This is a genomic window from Kribbella rubisoli (assembly GCF_004217145.1).
GTDB lineage: Bacteria > Actinomycetota > Actinomycetes > Propionibacteriales > Kribbellaceae > Kribbella > Kribbella rubisoli.
Genome location: NZ_SHKR01000012.1, coordinates 47,249 through 61,532, shown reverse-complemented (window position 1 = coordinate 61,532; position 14,284 = coordinate 47,249). Strand labels below are relative to the sequence as shown.

Sequence of the window (14,284 nt, the reverse complement as noted above, 5' to 3'; positions counted from 1 at the left end):
TGGTCAGTCGGCGAGGGCGCCCATGGGGTCCCAGGCCGGGAGGACGATCGGCTCGTCGTCCAGGCGGGCCTGGAGGTCGGCGGGGAGAGCGGAGCGGCGGACGGCGATTTCGAAGACGTGCTCGCCGAACCAGGAGTCGTTCATGGTCCAGAAGCCGCTGTCGGCCTTCTCGTCGCCCCAGCTGTTCTCGACGCGCCAGCGGCGCGGCTTGCCGTCGACCAGGTCGACGCCGGTGAACAGCATCGCGTGGGTCATCAGCGTCTCGTGGTGCACCAGCCGCTCGGCCTTGTCCAGCGTGAACTCGGTGTCGTAGACCGAGCCGTAGTCGTACAGCTTGGCGTCCCAGAAGCCGAGGTCGGAGTTCATCTGCTTGCCGACGTCGCAACCGAACCAGACCGGCTCGCCGCCGACGATCGCGTCCTGGGTGAGCTGCTTCATCAGGTCGATCTCGACGTTCAGGTAGACCACCGGCGGGGCGTCGATGACGTTGCCGAGGTAGTCGACGGTGAAGGTCTTGCCGACCGGGCTGGTCGCCCGCGGGTCGTGCACGAGGCAGACGTAGTCGTCGACCGGCAGCTGCACGTACGCCGCCGCGAACTCGGTCGGCGTGGTCCAGCCGTCGCGGTGGAAGCCCTTGTCGGAGTCCTTCCACTGCCACAGGAACTTCTGCGGCGGCGTCCCGAGGTGGATGCTCAGCACCCGGTGCACGGTGGTCAGGATCTCGCGCTTGCGCTCGCGGCGGGCCTCGTCACCCTCCAGCGCCCGCAGGTCGCGCGCGCCCTGACGCAGCAGCTTGCGCAGCGCGTCGTTCAGCTGCGCGGTCGCGGACGAGCTCTCGGTCTCCGGCATCGCCGCCTTCGGCACCAGGCCGTGCTTGCGGACGAGTGCGATGAACATGTTCCACTGGCCGCCGTCGCTGATCGGGTCGGACAGCAGGTGCGCCACCGTCCGGTCGTCGGCGTCCCGGCCGGCGGTGTCGATCATCGCCTCGAGGAAGAAGTTGGCCCGCTCGAACTTGTCCCAGAACAGCACGTAGTTCTGCGAGAACTCGAAGTCCTTGACCCCGAGCTTCCCGGCCGCGCCGACCCGGAGCAGATTCAGCCCGGCGAACATCCAGCACCGGCCGCTCTTCTTCTGGTTCGTCACCTTCCAGTCGTCGAGAAGATTCGACACCGAATGGTCGATCGACGTGACGACCTGACGGTCGAGGGCAATGCTGTTGACCGGCGTCTGCGTGACGGCGTTCTGCATCACCCGGTACTGCGGGTTCGACGCGAACTCCTTCTCGAAGAGCGCGAGCTGATCGGCTGTGAGATTCCGCTCCATAAGAGTCGACGGTATAACAGCCACCAAGCCGGGACCGCCGTTACCGGGGTGGCGAATCCATGCCCTGGCCGAAACGCGCCACCAACGGACGCGTGAGCTACGCTAGTTGAAAACGACATTCAAGAAGGAGTGGCGGCATGGCCCGACGCCCGGCCCCGACCGGCAAGCGCAAGCCGAAGCAGAACCCGCTGGACCGCGACGGCATCACCTATATCGACTACAAGGACACCGCGCTGCTGCGGAAATTCATCTCCGACCGCGGCAAGATCCGCTCCCGCCGGGTCACCGGTCTGTCGGTGCAGCAGCAGAAGCAGGTCGCCCGCGCGATCAAGAACGCCCGCGAGATGGCCTTGCTGCCGTACACCTCGGCGGGCCGCTGATCCGCTACTGCAGCCGGACCCGGGGATCGATCACGCTGTAGGCGAGATCGACGATCAGGTTCATCGCGACCAGCAGCACCGAGCCGAGCAGCACCGTGCCCATGATCACCGGCAGGTCGTAGTCGCTGACCGCGTCCAGCGCCAGTACGCCGAGCCCCGGCAGGTCGAAGATCTTCTCGGTGAAGATCGCCCCGGACAGGCTGGCGGCCAGGTCCAGGCCGAAGATCGTCACGACCGGGATCAGCCCGGCCCGCAGCGCGTGCTTGTAGGTGACGGCCCGGTCCGACAGGCCCTTGGCGCGAGCGGTCCGGATGAAGTCCTCGTTCAGCGTCTCCACCATCGACCCGCGGGAGTAGCGGGCGTAGTCGGTACACCCGTACAGGCTCAGGATCACCCACGGCGCCACCAGTCCCGTGAACCAGTGCCACGGACTCTCGAGCGGCGACACCCATCCGCTCCGCGGCAGGATCGGGTAGAGGATCGTCAGGTAGAGCGCCGCCATCAGGCCGACGATGTAGTACGGCACCGAGCTGATCAGCAGCGTGCCGCTCATCATCAGCCGGTCCCCCGGCGTACCGCGTCGTCTGGCCGCCATCGCGCCGGCCGACACACCGATCGTCAGCACGAGTACGCCGTACCCGAGGACCAGCGAGGCGGTCACCGGCAGCCGGGACATCAACGTGCCGGTCACCGGGCGGTCGTTCTTGAAGGAGAAGCCCAGGCACGGCGCCGAGCAGTGCTGGACCACGCCGGACGTCTCGAAGTCGCGGCCGACGACGATGCCCTGCGCGTACCGGCTGAACTGCTGGACCTTCGGCTCGTCGAGGTGCAGGTTCGCCCTGATCTCGTCGTACCGCGACTGCGGGCACTTGCGCTCACCGCAGATCGCCGCCGCGGGGTCGGTCGGCGCGATGAAGAACAGCGCGAACGTCGCGACCAGCGTCACCGCGACCACACTGATCGCGGACGCGACCCGGCGTACCACGTAATGCAACACGACACTGCCCCCTTCGAAACCCCACCTGATCGGTGGAGATTACCTCGAAGGGGGCAGCGAAGGTCAGACCAGGCGGCGGTCGGTCGCCCAGCGGGTCAGTTCGTGCCGGTTGGACAGCTGCAGCTTCCGCAGTACCGAGGAGACGTGGGTCTCGACGGTCTTCACCGAGATGAACAGCTCACGGGCGACTTCCTTGTAGGCGTAGCCGCGCGCGATCAGCCGCAGGACCTCGCGCTCACGCTGTGAGAGCCGGTCGAGGTCCTCGTCCACCGAGGCGATGTCGATCGCGCCGGAGAAGGCGTCCAGGACGAAGCCGGCCAGCCGCGGCGAGAAGACCGCGTCACCGTCGGCGACCCGGTTGATCGCGTCGATCAGCTCGGTGCCGGAGATGTTCTTGGTGACGTACCCGCGGGCGCCGGCCCGGATCACGCCGATCACGTCCTCGGCCGCGTCGGACACCGACAGGGCGAGGAACTTGATGTCCGGGTGCCGTTGGTGCACCTGCTTCATCACCTCGGTGCCACCGCCGCCGGGCAGGTGGACGTCGAGCAGTACGACGTCGGGCTCGGTGCCGACGATCGCCTTGACCGCGGTGTCGACGTCGGATCCCTCCCCGACGATGTCGACCGAGGCGCCGATCTCACTGCGTACCCCGGCCCGGAACATGTCGTGATCGTCGACGACGACAACGCGCCTGCTGCTCATCTGTCCATCTCCAGTCGCACTTCCGTGCCAGTCTCCGGATCGGACCGCACTGTTGCGCGGCCGCCGTGCCGTTCCATCCTGCCCATCACACTGTGCCGCAAGCCCAGCCGGTCGTCCGGTACCTCGTCGACATCGAAGCCCTTGCCCCGGTCGCGGACGAACATCTCCACCCGGTCGCCGTCGACCTCGACGAACACGTCGATCTTCGCAGCACCTGAGTGCTTGGCGGCGTTCACCATCGACTCACGGGCGGCCCGCACCATCGACGACAGCGGCTCGGTCAGGTCGCAGTCGCCGACCGTGATCACCTCGATCGGCACGCCGTGCGAGTCCTCGACCTCGGCCGCGGCCCGCTTCGCCGCGCTGGCGATGGTCTGGTCGGTGGTGTCGTCCTCGTCGTACAGCCAGGACCGAAGCTCGCGCTCCTGCGAGCGGGCCAGCCGGGTCACCGCCTTCGGGTCCTCCGCCTGCTTCTGGATCAGCGCGAGCGTCTGCAGCACCGAGTCGTGCAGGTGTGCGGCCATGTCGGCACGCTCCTGCGAGCGGACCCGCTCGGCGCGCTCGGAGTTCAGGTCGCGGCTCAGCCGGTGCACCCAGGGCCCGGCGATCACACCGATGCCGACGACGGCAAGCAGCAGAGCGATGAGTACGTCGCCGACCATCGACAGCCGGCCGTTCTGGACCAGGAACAGAGTGACCGCAGTACCGATCAGGATCAGGCCGACGGCGATCCGGATCAGCGACTTCCAGCCGCCCTTGCCGAGCACCAGGCCGAGGATCGGAACGCGGATGTCCTGCGTCCACTTGTCCTTCTGGTTCTCGTCAGCCTGCCGCCAGATCAGAGCTAGACCGGTCGCGGCGAACACCAGCGGCCAGAACAGCTTGCCGGCGATCCCGAACCCGGCGACCTGCAACAGCAGGCACAGACCGATGCCGATGGCCACCAATGCGGGCAGCTGGCCACGGCTCTTCTCCCGCTTCCGCTGCTTCGCCTCGGCTACCGGGGGCGGCGGCTCGTCGGAGCGCATTCCGCTGCGGGTGTGCGCGGCCAGACCCGGTGCACCCGGGACGTTGTCCGGCGCGAGCGGCATCAGGAACCACAGGGCTGCATAGATCAGTACGCCGAAGCCGCCGAACACCGTCGTCGCGATCAGCACCAGCCGCACGAGCGTGTCGGACACGCCGAGGTGGTCCGCGATCCCGCCGGCCACACCGGCGACGACCCGTCCTTCGGTACGCCGGTACGCCCGGCGAGGCGGGTCCGTCGGCTGCCGAGGGGGAAGCGCTGCGCCGGGTCCGTACGCCGGACCGGGCTGGCCATAAGGCGGGGTGCCGGCACCACCAGGGGCGTACTGCGGGCCACCAGCGCGCTGATGACCACCAGCGGCCTGCTCTGCGGCCATCCGGGCGGCGTAAGCGGCGTACGGGCCTTGGTACTGCCCGGGGCCTTCAGGGCCCCAGCCTTTGTAGCGCCACTGGTCCTGCCCGTTGGGCGCAGGTGTCGGCTCGGGCTGGCCTCCGTTCGTGGAGGTCCCGCCCGGCGGCGCGGCTGCTGGCTGGCTCATCACAACGATCGTCACATGTGGACGGGCCGCACACCAGCAGGCTTGTCCCCGGCCGCCTCCTCAGCGCCCGCCCGCGTGGCTCAGGGTCGCCTCGGGGAGAACCCCGAAACCCCCGCCCGGCCACCCACCCGCACGGCGCCGACTCCGGGGATCGTCAGGGTGCATCCCGATGTTCCGCACGCGAGGACGGTGTGAGTATCGATGACATGGAGCAGAACCAGAGTGGACCCGGGGGGTTCGACCGCGACCGCCTGCAGAACCCGCAGACGTGGCGGCGCAGCAGGTCGGACCGTTGGGTCGCCGGTGTCTGCGGCGGCATCGGCCGCGCGCTGAACATCGACCCCGTGCTGATCCGCGTGGTGATGGCTGTGCTGATCCTGAGCGGCCCCGGGATCATCTTCTACGTCGCCGCCTGGGTCCTGATGCCCGACGAGGGCAGCGACCGCTCGGCGGCGCAGGGTCTGTTCGGTGACCGGGTCCGTCCCGACCACCCGTGGTTGTGGCCGGTCGTCATCGGCGCCTGTGTGTTCGCCGCGATCGCGATGATGTCGTCGTTCGACTTCGGCCGCTTCGTTCCCGGGCCGCTGATCGTGCTCGCGGTGATCTGGGTGGTCGCCAAGCAGCGCAAGAACGGCGGGATCGGCCGCGGCCGGCGGAACCAGTACCTGGGCGATCCGAACGCGAACTGGAGCGGCCAGGGCACCAACTGGACCGGCCGCCCGCAGGACACCACGCCCGGCCAGCAGGCCACTTCGGCGTACTCGCCGTCCCAGAACGACCCGTCAGCTCCCCCGACGGGTCCGTCGTCCTCGGCCACACAGCGACCCCAGGACCGCACCGTCGAACCGGTCCAGCCTGTGTGGACCGAGGACGACCCTCTCGGCCTGTACGTCGACGAGCCGGCCGGCACCACCCCGCCGGTCAGCAGCAAGCCCGCCGGACCGCCCGCGAAGGGCATGCGCGGGATCAAGTCGATCGTCGTCGTACTGACCGGTCTCGCGATCGGGATCGCCGCGCTGGCGGGCGCCTCGACGGCGACCATGCTGGTCATCGGCCTGGCCACGCTCGGCGCCGGCATGCTGCTGGGCGGGTTCGTCGGCCGCACGCTGGCCCTGCTGCCGCTGGGCATCCTGCTCGCGGCCGGTGCGGTGGCGAGCACGGTGTTCCCGAGCATTCCGCGCAATTTCGCCGACACCAACTACGTCGCGCCGATCGGCCAGACCATCACCGCGACCGGGACCAGCTACCAGTTCGACGCCGGGTCGGTGCATCTCGACCTGACCAAGGCGAAGTTCGGCCCGGGCGCGAAGGTCGACGTCCACGGCGGAGCCGGCGAGGTGATCGTCAAGGTGCCCGAGAACGTCGATGTGACCGGCAACCTGTCGGCCGAAATGGGAGACGTCTCCTTCCTCGACCAGCACCAGGGCGGACATAATGCCGAGCTGAACCTCAACGACCTCGGCACGGACGGCAAGGCCGGTCCGCAGCAGGTCACCCTGGACCTGGACGTCAGGCTGGGCAGTATCAAGGTGGAGCGCGGATGAGCCAGCAGCCACGCAAGACGAAGCCGGACGTTCCCGGTGTCGTGACGGGCGCGGTCCTGACCGGTGCGGCCACGATCTGGATGCTGACCGAGAACGGCGTCCTCCAGACCGACGACCTCGGCGTCACCAGCGCCCTCCTGCTGGTCACCGCAGGCGTCCTCGGCCTGGCCGCCTCCCGCCGCGGCTAACTCGCCGGGCGGTACGCCGACCGTGGCGGCCAGCTCGTCATGTTGGTTGCCGGTGGCATCTTGCTGCCCGGTTGGTGGACATTCGCGCTGACCTCGTGGGCACGGCGGTCTGCGTGGCAGCGGGCTCGGTTAGGCTTGTTGATCGCGAGGGGCCTGGATAAGTGGTCCCGTGGTCGAGGAGTTCTGATGGTGCGCGGCACCGTGAAGTGGTTCAACGCCGACAAGGGCTACGGTTTTCTTGCCGTCGAGGCCGGTGGCGGTAACGACGTCGACGATGTGTTCGTGCACTGGAGCAAGATCGTCTCCGACGGGTACAAGACCCTCGAGGACGGCCAGCCGGTCGAGTTCCAGATCGTCGACGGGCCCAAGGGCCGCGAAGCAGACGCGGTCACACCGATCTGACCAGCGGTATGGTCCGGCAACCGATAACCTGACGTCTCATCGTGTGAGGGGTGGGACGTGGCAGAGCCGGTACCCGTGATCCGGAAGCTCGAGCATGCGCTGGCCGACGACGATTTCGCCTGGTCCCTGCTGCTCGTCGGCGAGGATCAGACCGACAAGCTCGCGACGCTGACCGGCGACCTGCGCGGGCCGGTGTCGACCACCGGCGACGGCAAGCAGATCACGTCCGGCTTCTCGTACTGGGGTATCGGCCCGACCATCGCCTGGGCGAACGCCACCAACGACCCGTTCTACCTGGTCATGAAGGCCGGCGCCGAGTCGTTCCTGCGGCACTGGCGCAAGGTCCGCCCGCACGTCGAGAACGGCGGCTTCCACCTCGTCAGCCTCGGCGTCGGCACCGGCGTCAAGGACCGGACGATCCTCAGCGACATGCGCCGGAACAACCGGGACATGTATTACATCCCGGTCGACATGAGCTCGGAGATGCTGCGGATGGGCACGCTGGAGCCCGTCCGCGGCGCCCGCTTCCCGGTGTCGCAGGTGCTGCCGGTGCAGCTGGACTTCTCGATCGCCGACAACATGGACGAGCTCGCGCAGATGCTCGCCCGGCTGGTCGGCAACGACCCGATCCTGTTCACGCTCACCGGCAACACGCTGGCCAACTTCGAGAGCGACGAGGAGCTGCTCGGCACCCTGACTCGGGTGCTCCGGCCGCAGGACCGGCTGCTGCTCGAGGTCGCAAGCACGACCCGGCTGGACCAGGAGACCGCGGACGCGGCCGCCGACGAGTACCACCAGACCCGTGCCTTCGCTGAGTTCGTCACCAGCGCCCTGCGGTACAACACCGATCTCAAGATCAACAACGACCGGGTCAAGTTCATCGGCGAGGTCGAGGACGAGGACGCGCTGCTGGTCAAGATCCTCTGGCAGAACGACACCGACGCCGAGATCCGGATGGAGCTGCCGGACCACACCGAGGTGGTGCTGCCGATCGGCGACACGATCCGGCTCTACACCACCCGGAAGTACTCGACGGACCGGCTGAAGCGGCTCACCGAGGCCTGCCAGCTGACGCCGGTCGAGGCGATCCAGTCCCAGTTCCGGTACACCCGCCGTCCGAACCCGTTCGGTCTGGAGCTGCTCCTGCTCGCGCCGAATGCGGCCGGTGAGGCGGCGCACAGCCTCGCCGACGACATCTGGGCGACATGACCCGGCGGACCGTCGTCACGGTGGTGACGTACGGCCTGCTCGGGGTGGCGTTCGTTCTCGGCATCATCTGGTTCTTCTGGCCGGGAAACTCGCGGTGGGAGCCGGCCGTCAACACGCTCACGCTGGTTGCCGGGCTGAGCGGCATCTTCGTCGAGCGGCTGACGGCCGAGGCAGAGCGGCGTACCGAAGTGCTGCGTGCTGTGGTGGACGAACTGCAGGAGAACACCCGGCTGCTCAACGACGAGCGGTTCTCGCCGGACGCGCCGACCTCACGGCAGGTGTACCCGCGGCTGGTGGTGTCCGCGGTGGATCTCGCGCTGGTGTCCGGAGCGCTCGGCCTGCATCGGGACGCCGACCTGGTCGGGCTCCTGCATCGCTGGCGGGACACCGTGCACCTGTTCAACCGCCGGCTCGACCTGACCGAGATCAGCACGTTCTCGAACACGATCTCGCCGGCCGAGCTGGCCGCCTTCCACCGCGCCCTGCACCGCGAGAACAGCTACTTCGCAGCCACTCGCGAGAAGCTGCAGAACCTGCTCGCGCACATCTCGCAGCCTTAACGGCCGAGGCCGAAACCGGAGCAACTGCTGCCAGAAGTGGCAAATTGGGATGAGACGTTGACTTGAGGATGCCGTCGGCGCTTCACTTTCGGACAGGACCGTAAATACGGCACCCCGGAGGCATCGCATGCGATCAGCCCGCTCGCTCATCGCGGTGGCACTCGCCGCCGTACTCGTCACGACTCTGACCACTCCCGCTGCTGAGGCAGGGCATCATCCGCCGACAGCGACTCTGACCTCGCTGGGCGTTCCGCTGTCCGACGTACTGCTGATCGGCGGTACGGTCGCGCCCGGCCCGAACGGCAAGACCGCGATCTGGAACGTGTCCAGCGGCAGCCCGGCGTACCTGAACGCGATCGACCCGGCCACCGGCGACAGCCTGCTCTCCACGGCGCTGCCCGGCGCGGACGGCAGTTACGCGGTCGCCGCCGCGCCCGACGGCACGATCTACGCCGGCACGTACAACAACGGCCACCTGTACCGGTTGAAGCCCGGCGCGACCACCGCGGAGGACCTGGGCCGGCCGCTCGCGTCCGAGACGTTCATCCTGCGGATCACGGTCGACGAGCAGGGCAATGTGTACGGCGGCACGTACCCGCACGGGCGGGTTTTCAGCTACGACCACGCGACCGGCGCCGTCCGCGACTACGGCACGATCAAGGCCGGCCAGGGGTACGTGAAGAGCATCGACTACGCCAACGGCAAGCTCTACACCGGCACCGAGCCGGACGCGTACTTCCAGGAGATCGACGTGGCCACCGGCGCGGTCACCGAGATCCCGGCGCCACCGACGATGGGCGATCCGAAGGACAAGGTCGTCTACGACCTCAACGTCCGCGGCGGCCGCGTCTACACCCGCGTCAGTACGGCGTTCCCGGGCCCGATGTACGTCTGGGACATCGCGTCCAGGACCTGGGTCGACGAGATCGCGAACGAGCACGGGCTGGACATCTCGCCGATCGGCGCGGACGGCTCGCTGTACATGATCCAGGCGAGTGAGCTGAAGAAGTACGACCCGGCCACCAAGACCCTGACCGGGACCGGCCTGACCTTCACCGGCCGGATCCAGAACGCCCGCTCGATCGGGTACGCCGACCTGGACCTGCCGGACTACCCGGGGACCAGCGTCGTCGGCACCCTGTGGCGCGGCGAGGAGTTCCGGTACAACCCGCAGACCGGCAAGTCCGAGATCTTCCAGACCAAGGTACGGCGGGAGCCGATCGAGATCCTGTCCGTGGCCGGCGGCAAGAACAACATCTACGCCGGCGGCTTCCTCAACGGCGGCGTGTCCGTCGTCAACCCGGACACCGGCGCGACGACGTTCAACCGGTTCTCCCAGGTCGAGGCGCTGATGGAGGGCTCCGGCGGCAACCTGTGGATCGGCGCCTATCCCGAGGCTCGGCTCTACGACTACGACCTGAGCAAGCCGTGGAGCAGTCCGGAGTACTCCCCCGGCCCGCCCGGTACGCCGGACAACCCGGTCCAGGCGCTCAACCTGAAGGCGGACCTGTTCCAGACCCGGGCCCGCGCGCTGGCCGAGGTGAACGGCAAGATCGCGGTCGGCACGGTCCCGGACGGCGACCGGCTCGGCGGCGCGCTGGTCATCTACGACCCCAAGACCGGTACGGCGGAGAAGTACCGCAACGTCGTACAGGACGAGTCGGTCTTCGGCCTGACCGCGAACTGCGGCATCGTGTACGGCGGCACGTCGATCGCCGGCGGGCTGACCACCACACCGCCGACCCGGGAAGCGGGCACAGTATTCGCGTGGGACGTGGCCAAGAAGAAGAAGCTCTGGGAGACCGTGCCGGTGCCGGGTGCGGCGACGGTCTCGTCGGTCACGATCGGGCCGGACGGCCTGCTGTGGGGCGTGGCCGGCAAGACGGTGTTCGCGGTGGCCCCCGACAGCGGCAAGCTGAAGAAGTCCTTCACGCTCGGTACGACGACCTCCAGCGGGGACATCGTGTCCACCCGGGAGGCGGTCTACGTGAGCATCGACCTGAACAAGATCTACCGGATCGAGCCCGGGAAGAAGGCCGTCCCGACGCTGTTCGTCGAGCACGCGCACCGGCGGCTCGGGGTCCGGGGAGACCACCAACTGCTGATGACGAGCGGGTCCGAGCTGTTCCGGATTGATATCAGCCGTTGACAGCAGAAATTCACCCCGGCTACTTTCGGTCCTGACCGTTATTCGGTGCAACTACTTCCGGCCCTGACTTCCGGACACCCTGGGGGTGCAATGAAGCCCATGTTGTTTTCCACCGTCCGCCGCATCGCGGCACCACTCACGGCGCTCGTTCTCGCCGCCGCGCTCAGTTCCTGCGGCGGAGGCGACTCGGGCTCCTCGGACTCGAAGAAGAGCGTCACGCTCTGGATGTACCCGGTGATCGCCGACCAGGCGGCCAGCGACGCCTACTGGAAGAAGGTCGAGACCGACTTCGAGGCGGCGAACTCCGGGATCGACCTGAAGCTGGAGATGCAGCCCTGGGCGAACCGGGAGGAGAAGGTCGCGGCGGCGTTCTCCGGCAAGAAGGGCCCGGACGTCCTCCTGATGATCCCGGACCAGATCCCGCAGTACGTGAAGAGCGGCTCGCTGGAGCCGATCGACGACGTGGTCGCGCCGGACAAGGACAAGTTCCTGCCGGCCGCGATCCCGGGTCTGAGCGTCGACGGCAAGGTGTACGGCGCACCGATCTACCACACCGTCACCTCGACGATGTACAACAAGACCGTCCTGGCCAAGGCGGGGATCACCAAGCCGCCGGAGACCTGGGACGAGATCAAGGCGGCCGCGCCGAAGCTCAAGGCGGCCGGGTTCGCCACGCTGGACTACTCGGCCGCGCCCGAGGCGACGCTGAACCTGAACTTCTACCCGCTGCTGTGGCAGGCCGGCGGCAAGGTGTTCGCCGACGACGGCAAGTCCGTGACGTTCAACCAGGCTCCGGGTCTGGAGGCGCTGACGTTCCTGAAGTCGCTGTACGACGAGGGCGCGATCCCCAAGACCGCGATCGGCGCGAGCAACGTGGTCGCCGACTCGCCGTTCGGCAAGGGTCAGGTCGCGATGGCGATGACCAGCGTGCCGGCCGACGTCGCCACCGTCACCAAGACCTGGGGCGCGGCGAACGTCGAGATCGGTTCGCCGCTGACCGGCAAGAAGCAGGTCGGGTTCGGACTGCCGGGCGGCCTGGTGCTGAATGCGGCGTCGGACAACGTCGACGCGTCGAAGAAGTTCCTGTCGTTCATGATGCAGCCGGCCCAACTGGACCCGCTGAGCAAGGCGTCCGGCTTCTACTCGCCGCGGAACGACGCCAAGTCGGAGTCGACCGACCCGAACGCGGCGAAGTTCCATGACGCCCTCCAGTACGCCGTACCGGGCGAACCGAACGCGTCCGCGCGTCAGGTGATGTCCTTCCTGAGCACGGAGATCCAGGCCGTCCTCACCGGCAAGAAGCAGCCCCAACAGGCCCTGGACGACGCAGCCAAACAAGCCAACGACCTCCTGTCGAGACAGCGTTGACGGAGGCACGCCAGGTGCCGGGCACGGGTCGGGCGGGACCCGTGCCCGGTCAGCCGGCGCAGTCGGTCGCCGCCGGCGATACCTCCCCCGACCACCGCCGCTTCGGCTCACGCCTCCACTCCGCCTTTTCGCGGTCCGCCTCGCCCGCAGGGCGAGGCGGACCGCGCCGTCGGCCATGGGTCGGGCTGCTGTTTGTTGCGCCGATGCTGCTGCTGTTCCTGGTGTTCCGGTTCTTGCCGGTGGTCGGCGCTTTCCTGCTCTCGCTGACCGACTACCGACTCAGCGGCAAGTGGGATTTCATTGCCCTCGACAACTACACGCGGCTGTTGTCGGACAGCGTCTTCCACCAGGCACTTCTCGTCACCGTCACCTACACGGTGATCTTCGTCCCGCTGACAGTCCTGCTCTCGCTCGGCACCGCAGTACTGCTCCACCAAGTGGTCTGGAAGCGCGGATTCTTCCGAGGCGTCTTCTTCCTCCCATACGTGACGAGCATCGTGCTTGCCGCGGTCATCTGGAAGTGGATCTACGACGCCCAGGACGGCCTGCTGAACGCAGTACTCGGCCTGGTCGACATCGGCCCGATCGACTTCCTCACCCAGTCCGGCACCGTGCTCCCGTCGATCGCTGTCACGTCGGCGTGGAAGGGCTTCGGGTACTCGATGCTGATCCTGCTCGCGGGCCTGCAGGCGGTACCGAAGTCGTACCTCGAGGCGGCGATGATAGACGGCGCCGGCACCTGGCAGCGGTTCCGGTACGTGACGCTGCCCCAGCTCCGCCCGGTGCTGTTCTTCGTGCTCGTGATCGAGACCATCGGCGCGTTCCAGGTCTTCGACGCGATGTACGTGATGACCGGCGGCGGGCCGGTGCGGTCCAGCTACTCGCTCGTGTACTTCCTGTACGACAGCGGTTTCAAGTACTTCGACTTCGGTTACGCCAGCGCGATCGGTCTGGTGCTGTTCCTGATCGTGCTGATCGTCTCGCTCGTGCAGCGCCGGCTCGTCGGGAGGGACGACTGATGGTCAACATGCTCGAACGCCCGCCGGTACGGGCCGTCAGGGAGACCAAGGCGGTCGGCCGGCGTACGGCGGCCCGCTTGACGTTGCCGACCTTGCTGACGCTGACCGCGATCGTGACGATCGTTCCGTTCGCGGCGATGGTGATGGTCGCTTTCGCGCCGCCCAGCGGGCGGACCTTCCCCGATGCGCTGAACCCGGCGAACTTCACGCTGGACAACTTCTCGCGCGTGCTGTCCAGCTCGGACATCCCACGGTGGACGGTCAACTCGCTGCTCTACTCGCTCGTCTCGGTCGTCTGCGTGCTGCTGTTCGCGTCGATGGCCGGCTATGCCTTCGCGAAGAAGAAGTTCCCGGGGCGCGAGATCATGTTCTGGGCGTTCCTGGCCACGCTGATGGTCCCGTTCCAGGCGACGCTGATCCCGTCGTACATCTTGGTCTCACGGTTCGACTGGGTAGACAGCTACTGGGGTCTGATCGTCCCGACGCTGGCCAACTCGCAAGCCGTCTTCCTGATGCGGCAGTTCATCATGCAACTCCCCGACGAACTCTTCGAAGCCGCGGAGATCGACGGGGCGTCCGAGTGGCGCATCTTCACGACAATCGTCGTACCGCTGATCCGCCCGGTGCTGGCCACGCTGGGAATCTTCGTCTTCCTGTGGCACTGGAACGATTTCCTCTGGCCCCTGGTCATCGGCCAGTCCGGCAAGATGCAGACCCTCACCGTCGGCCTGGCCACGTTGCAGACCCAGGCCGTCCCCATCAACCAGGTCATGGCCGGCGCCACCATCACCGTGGTTCCCAGCCTCCTGGTCTTCGGCCTGCTCCAGCGCTACCTGACCGACTCGATAGCCATGTCAGGTCTGAAGGCCTGA

General features: G+C 67.7%; 14 protein-coding genes. 10 read left to right on the top strand and 4 right to left on the bottom strand.

Annotation, left to right across the window (positions count from 1 at the left end; translation table 11 throughout):
- Positions 1-3 precede the first annotated feature (3 nt).
- Positions 4-1,326 carry a C1 family peptidase gene (locus EV645_RS14505; protein ID WP_130443956.1) on the bottom strand — a complete coding sequence of 441 codons (1,323 nt, stop codon included), beginning with the start codon at positions 1,324-1,326 and terminating at the stop codon, positions 4-6.
- Positions 1,327-1,463: 137 nt separating this feature from the next.
- Here EV645_RS14505 and rpsR point away from each other — a divergent pair, with 137 nt between their 5' ends.
- Positions 1,464-1,706, top strand: a complete 243-nt coding sequence (rpsR, locus tag EV645_RS14500) for a 30S ribosomal protein S18 (protein ID WP_130443954.1) — start codon at positions 1,464-1,466, stop codon at positions 1,704-1,706.
- 4 nt (positions 1,707-1,710) lie between these two features.
- Here rpsR and EV645_RS14495 read toward each other — a convergent pair whose 3' ends face one another.
- The 3 genes from EV645_RS14495 to EV645_RS14485 all read right to left on the bottom strand — a co-directional run bounded on the left by EV645_RS14495 (position 1,711) and on the right by EV645_RS14485 (position 4,973).
- Positions 1,711-2,703: an ABC transporter permease gene (locus tag EV645_RS14495; protein WP_130443953.1), complete on the bottom strand. Its 993-nt coding sequence runs from the start codon at positions 2,701-2,703 to the stop codon at positions 1,711-1,713.
- A 63-nt stretch (positions 2,704-2,766) separates the two neighbouring features.
- Positions 2,767-3,408 carry a response regulator gene (locus EV645_RS14490; protein WP_130443951.1) on the bottom strand — a complete coding sequence of 214 codons (642 nt, stop codon included), beginning with the start codon at positions 3,406-3,408 and terminating at the stop codon, positions 2,767-2,769.
- On the bottom strand, positions 3,405-4,973 hold the full coding sequence (locus tag EV645_RS14485) for a PspC domain-containing protein (protein WP_130443949.1): 1,569 nt from the start codon (positions 4,971-4,973) through the stop codon (positions 3,405-3,407). The genes EV645_RS14490 and EV645_RS14485 overlap by 4 nt, the downstream gene beginning before the upstream one ends.
- Positions 4,974-5,164: 191 nt before the next feature.
- On the opposite strand from EV645_RS14485, the gene EV645_RS14480 reads away from it, so the two are divergent.
- The 9 genes from EV645_RS14480 to EV645_RS14440 all read left to right on the top strand — a co-directional run bounded on the left by EV645_RS14480 (position 5,165) and on the right by EV645_RS14440 (position 14,284).
- Positions 5,165-6,517, top strand: a complete 1,353-nt coding sequence (locus EV645_RS14480; RefSeq protein ID WP_242000415.1) for a PspC domain-containing protein — start codon at positions 5,165-5,167, stop codon at positions 6,515-6,517.
- Positions 6,514-6,705 carry a hypothetical protein gene (locus tag EV645_RS14475; RefSeq protein ID WP_130443947.1) on the top strand — a complete coding sequence of 64 codons (192 nt, stop codon included), beginning with the start codon at positions 6,514-6,516 and terminating at the stop codon, positions 6,703-6,705. Before EV645_RS14480 ends, EV645_RS14475 begins: the two co-directional genes overlap by 4 nt.
- A 186-nt stretch (positions 6,706-6,891) precedes the next feature.
- On the top strand, positions 6,892-7,107 hold the full coding sequence (locus tag EV645_RS14470) for a cold-shock protein (RefSeq protein WP_130443945.1): 216 nt from the start codon (positions 6,892-6,894) through the stop codon (positions 7,105-7,107).
- Positions 7,108-7,164: 57 nt separating this feature from the next.
- Positions 7,165-8,316 carry an L-histidine N(alpha)-methyltransferase gene (locus EV645_RS14465; RefSeq protein WP_130443943.1) on the top strand — a complete coding sequence of 384 codons (1,152 nt, stop codon included), beginning with the start codon at positions 7,165-7,167 and terminating at the stop codon, positions 8,314-8,316.
- Positions 8,313-8,876, top strand: coding sequence for a hypothetical protein (locus EV645_RS14460; protein ID WP_130443941.1), 564 nt, complete (start codon positions 8,313-8,315; stop codon positions 8,874-8,876). The genes EV645_RS14465 and EV645_RS14460 overlap by 4 nt, the downstream gene beginning before the upstream one ends.
- Positions 8,877-9,003: 127 nt before the next feature.
- The gene (locus EV645_RS14455) at positions 9,004-11,025 is read left to right on the top strand and encodes a ligand-binding sensor domain-containing protein (protein WP_130443939.1); all 2,022 of its coding nucleotides are present in this window, start codon (positions 9,004-9,006) and stop codon (positions 11,023-11,025) included.
- A gap of 99 nt (positions 11,026-11,124) precedes the next feature.
- Positions 11,125-12,393 carry an extracellular solute-binding protein gene (locus EV645_RS14450; protein WP_198681633.1) on the top strand — a complete coding sequence of 423 codons (1,269 nt, stop codon included), beginning with the start codon at positions 11,125-11,127 and terminating at the stop codon, positions 12,391-12,393.
- Positions 12,394-12,596: 203 nt separating this feature from the next.
- Complete coding sequence (locus EV645_RS14445) at positions 12,597-13,412, top strand: carbohydrate ABC transporter permease (RefSeq protein ID WP_130443935.1); 816 nt, start codon at positions 12,597-12,599, stop codon at positions 13,410-13,412.
- Entirely contained in the window at positions 13,412-14,284 is an 873-nt protein-coding gene (locus EV645_RS14440) for a carbohydrate ABC transporter permease (RefSeq protein WP_130443934.1), read from the top strand. The genes EV645_RS14445 and EV645_RS14440 overlap by 1 nt, the downstream gene beginning before the upstream one ends.

Bases quoted from the DNA above. Each gene is read 5' to 3' on its own strand.
- EV645_RS14505 (WP_130443956.1), bottom strand. From the start codon at position 1,326: ATGGAGCGGAATCTCACAGCCGATCAGCTCGCGCTCTTCGAGAAGGAG.
- rpsR (WP_130443954.1), top strand. From the start codon at position 1,464: ATGGCCCGACGCCCGGCCCCGACCGGCAAGCGCAAGCCGAAGCAGAAC.
- EV645_RS14490 (WP_130443951.1), bottom strand. From the start codon at position 3,408: ATGAGCAGCAGGCGCGTTGTCGTCGTCGACGATCACGACATGTTCCGG.
- EV645_RS14485 (WP_130443949.1), bottom strand. From the start codon at position 4,973: ATGAGCCAGCCAGCAGCCGCGCCGCCGGGCGGGACCTCCACGAACGGA.
- EV645_RS14475 (WP_130443947.1), top strand. From the start codon at position 6,514: ATGAGCCAGCAGCCACGCAAGACGAAGCCGGACGTTCCCGGTGTCGTG.
- EV645_RS14470 (WP_130443945.1), top strand. From the start codon at position 6,892: ATGGTGCGCGGCACCGTGAAGTGGTTCAACGCCGACAAGGGCTACGGT.
- EV645_RS14460 (WP_130443941.1), top strand. From the start codon at position 8,313: ATGACCCGGCGGACCGTCGTCACGGTGGTGACGTACGGCCTGCTCGGG.
- EV645_RS14455 (WP_130443939.1), top strand. From the start codon at position 9,004: ATGCGATCAGCCCGCTCGCTCATCGCGGTGGCACTCGCCGCCGTACTC.
- EV645_RS14450 (WP_198681633.1), top strand. From the start codon at position 11,125: ATGTTGTTTTCCACCGTCCGCCGCATCGCGGCACCACTCACGGCGCTC.
- EV645_RS14445 (WP_130443935.1), top strand. From the start codon at position 12,597: ATGCTGCTGCTGTTCCTGGTGTTCCGGTTCTTGCCGGTGGTCGGCGCT.
- EV645_RS14440 (WP_130443934.1), top strand. From the start codon at position 13,412: ATGGTCAACATGCTCGAACGCCCGCCGGTACGGGCCGTCAGGGAGACC.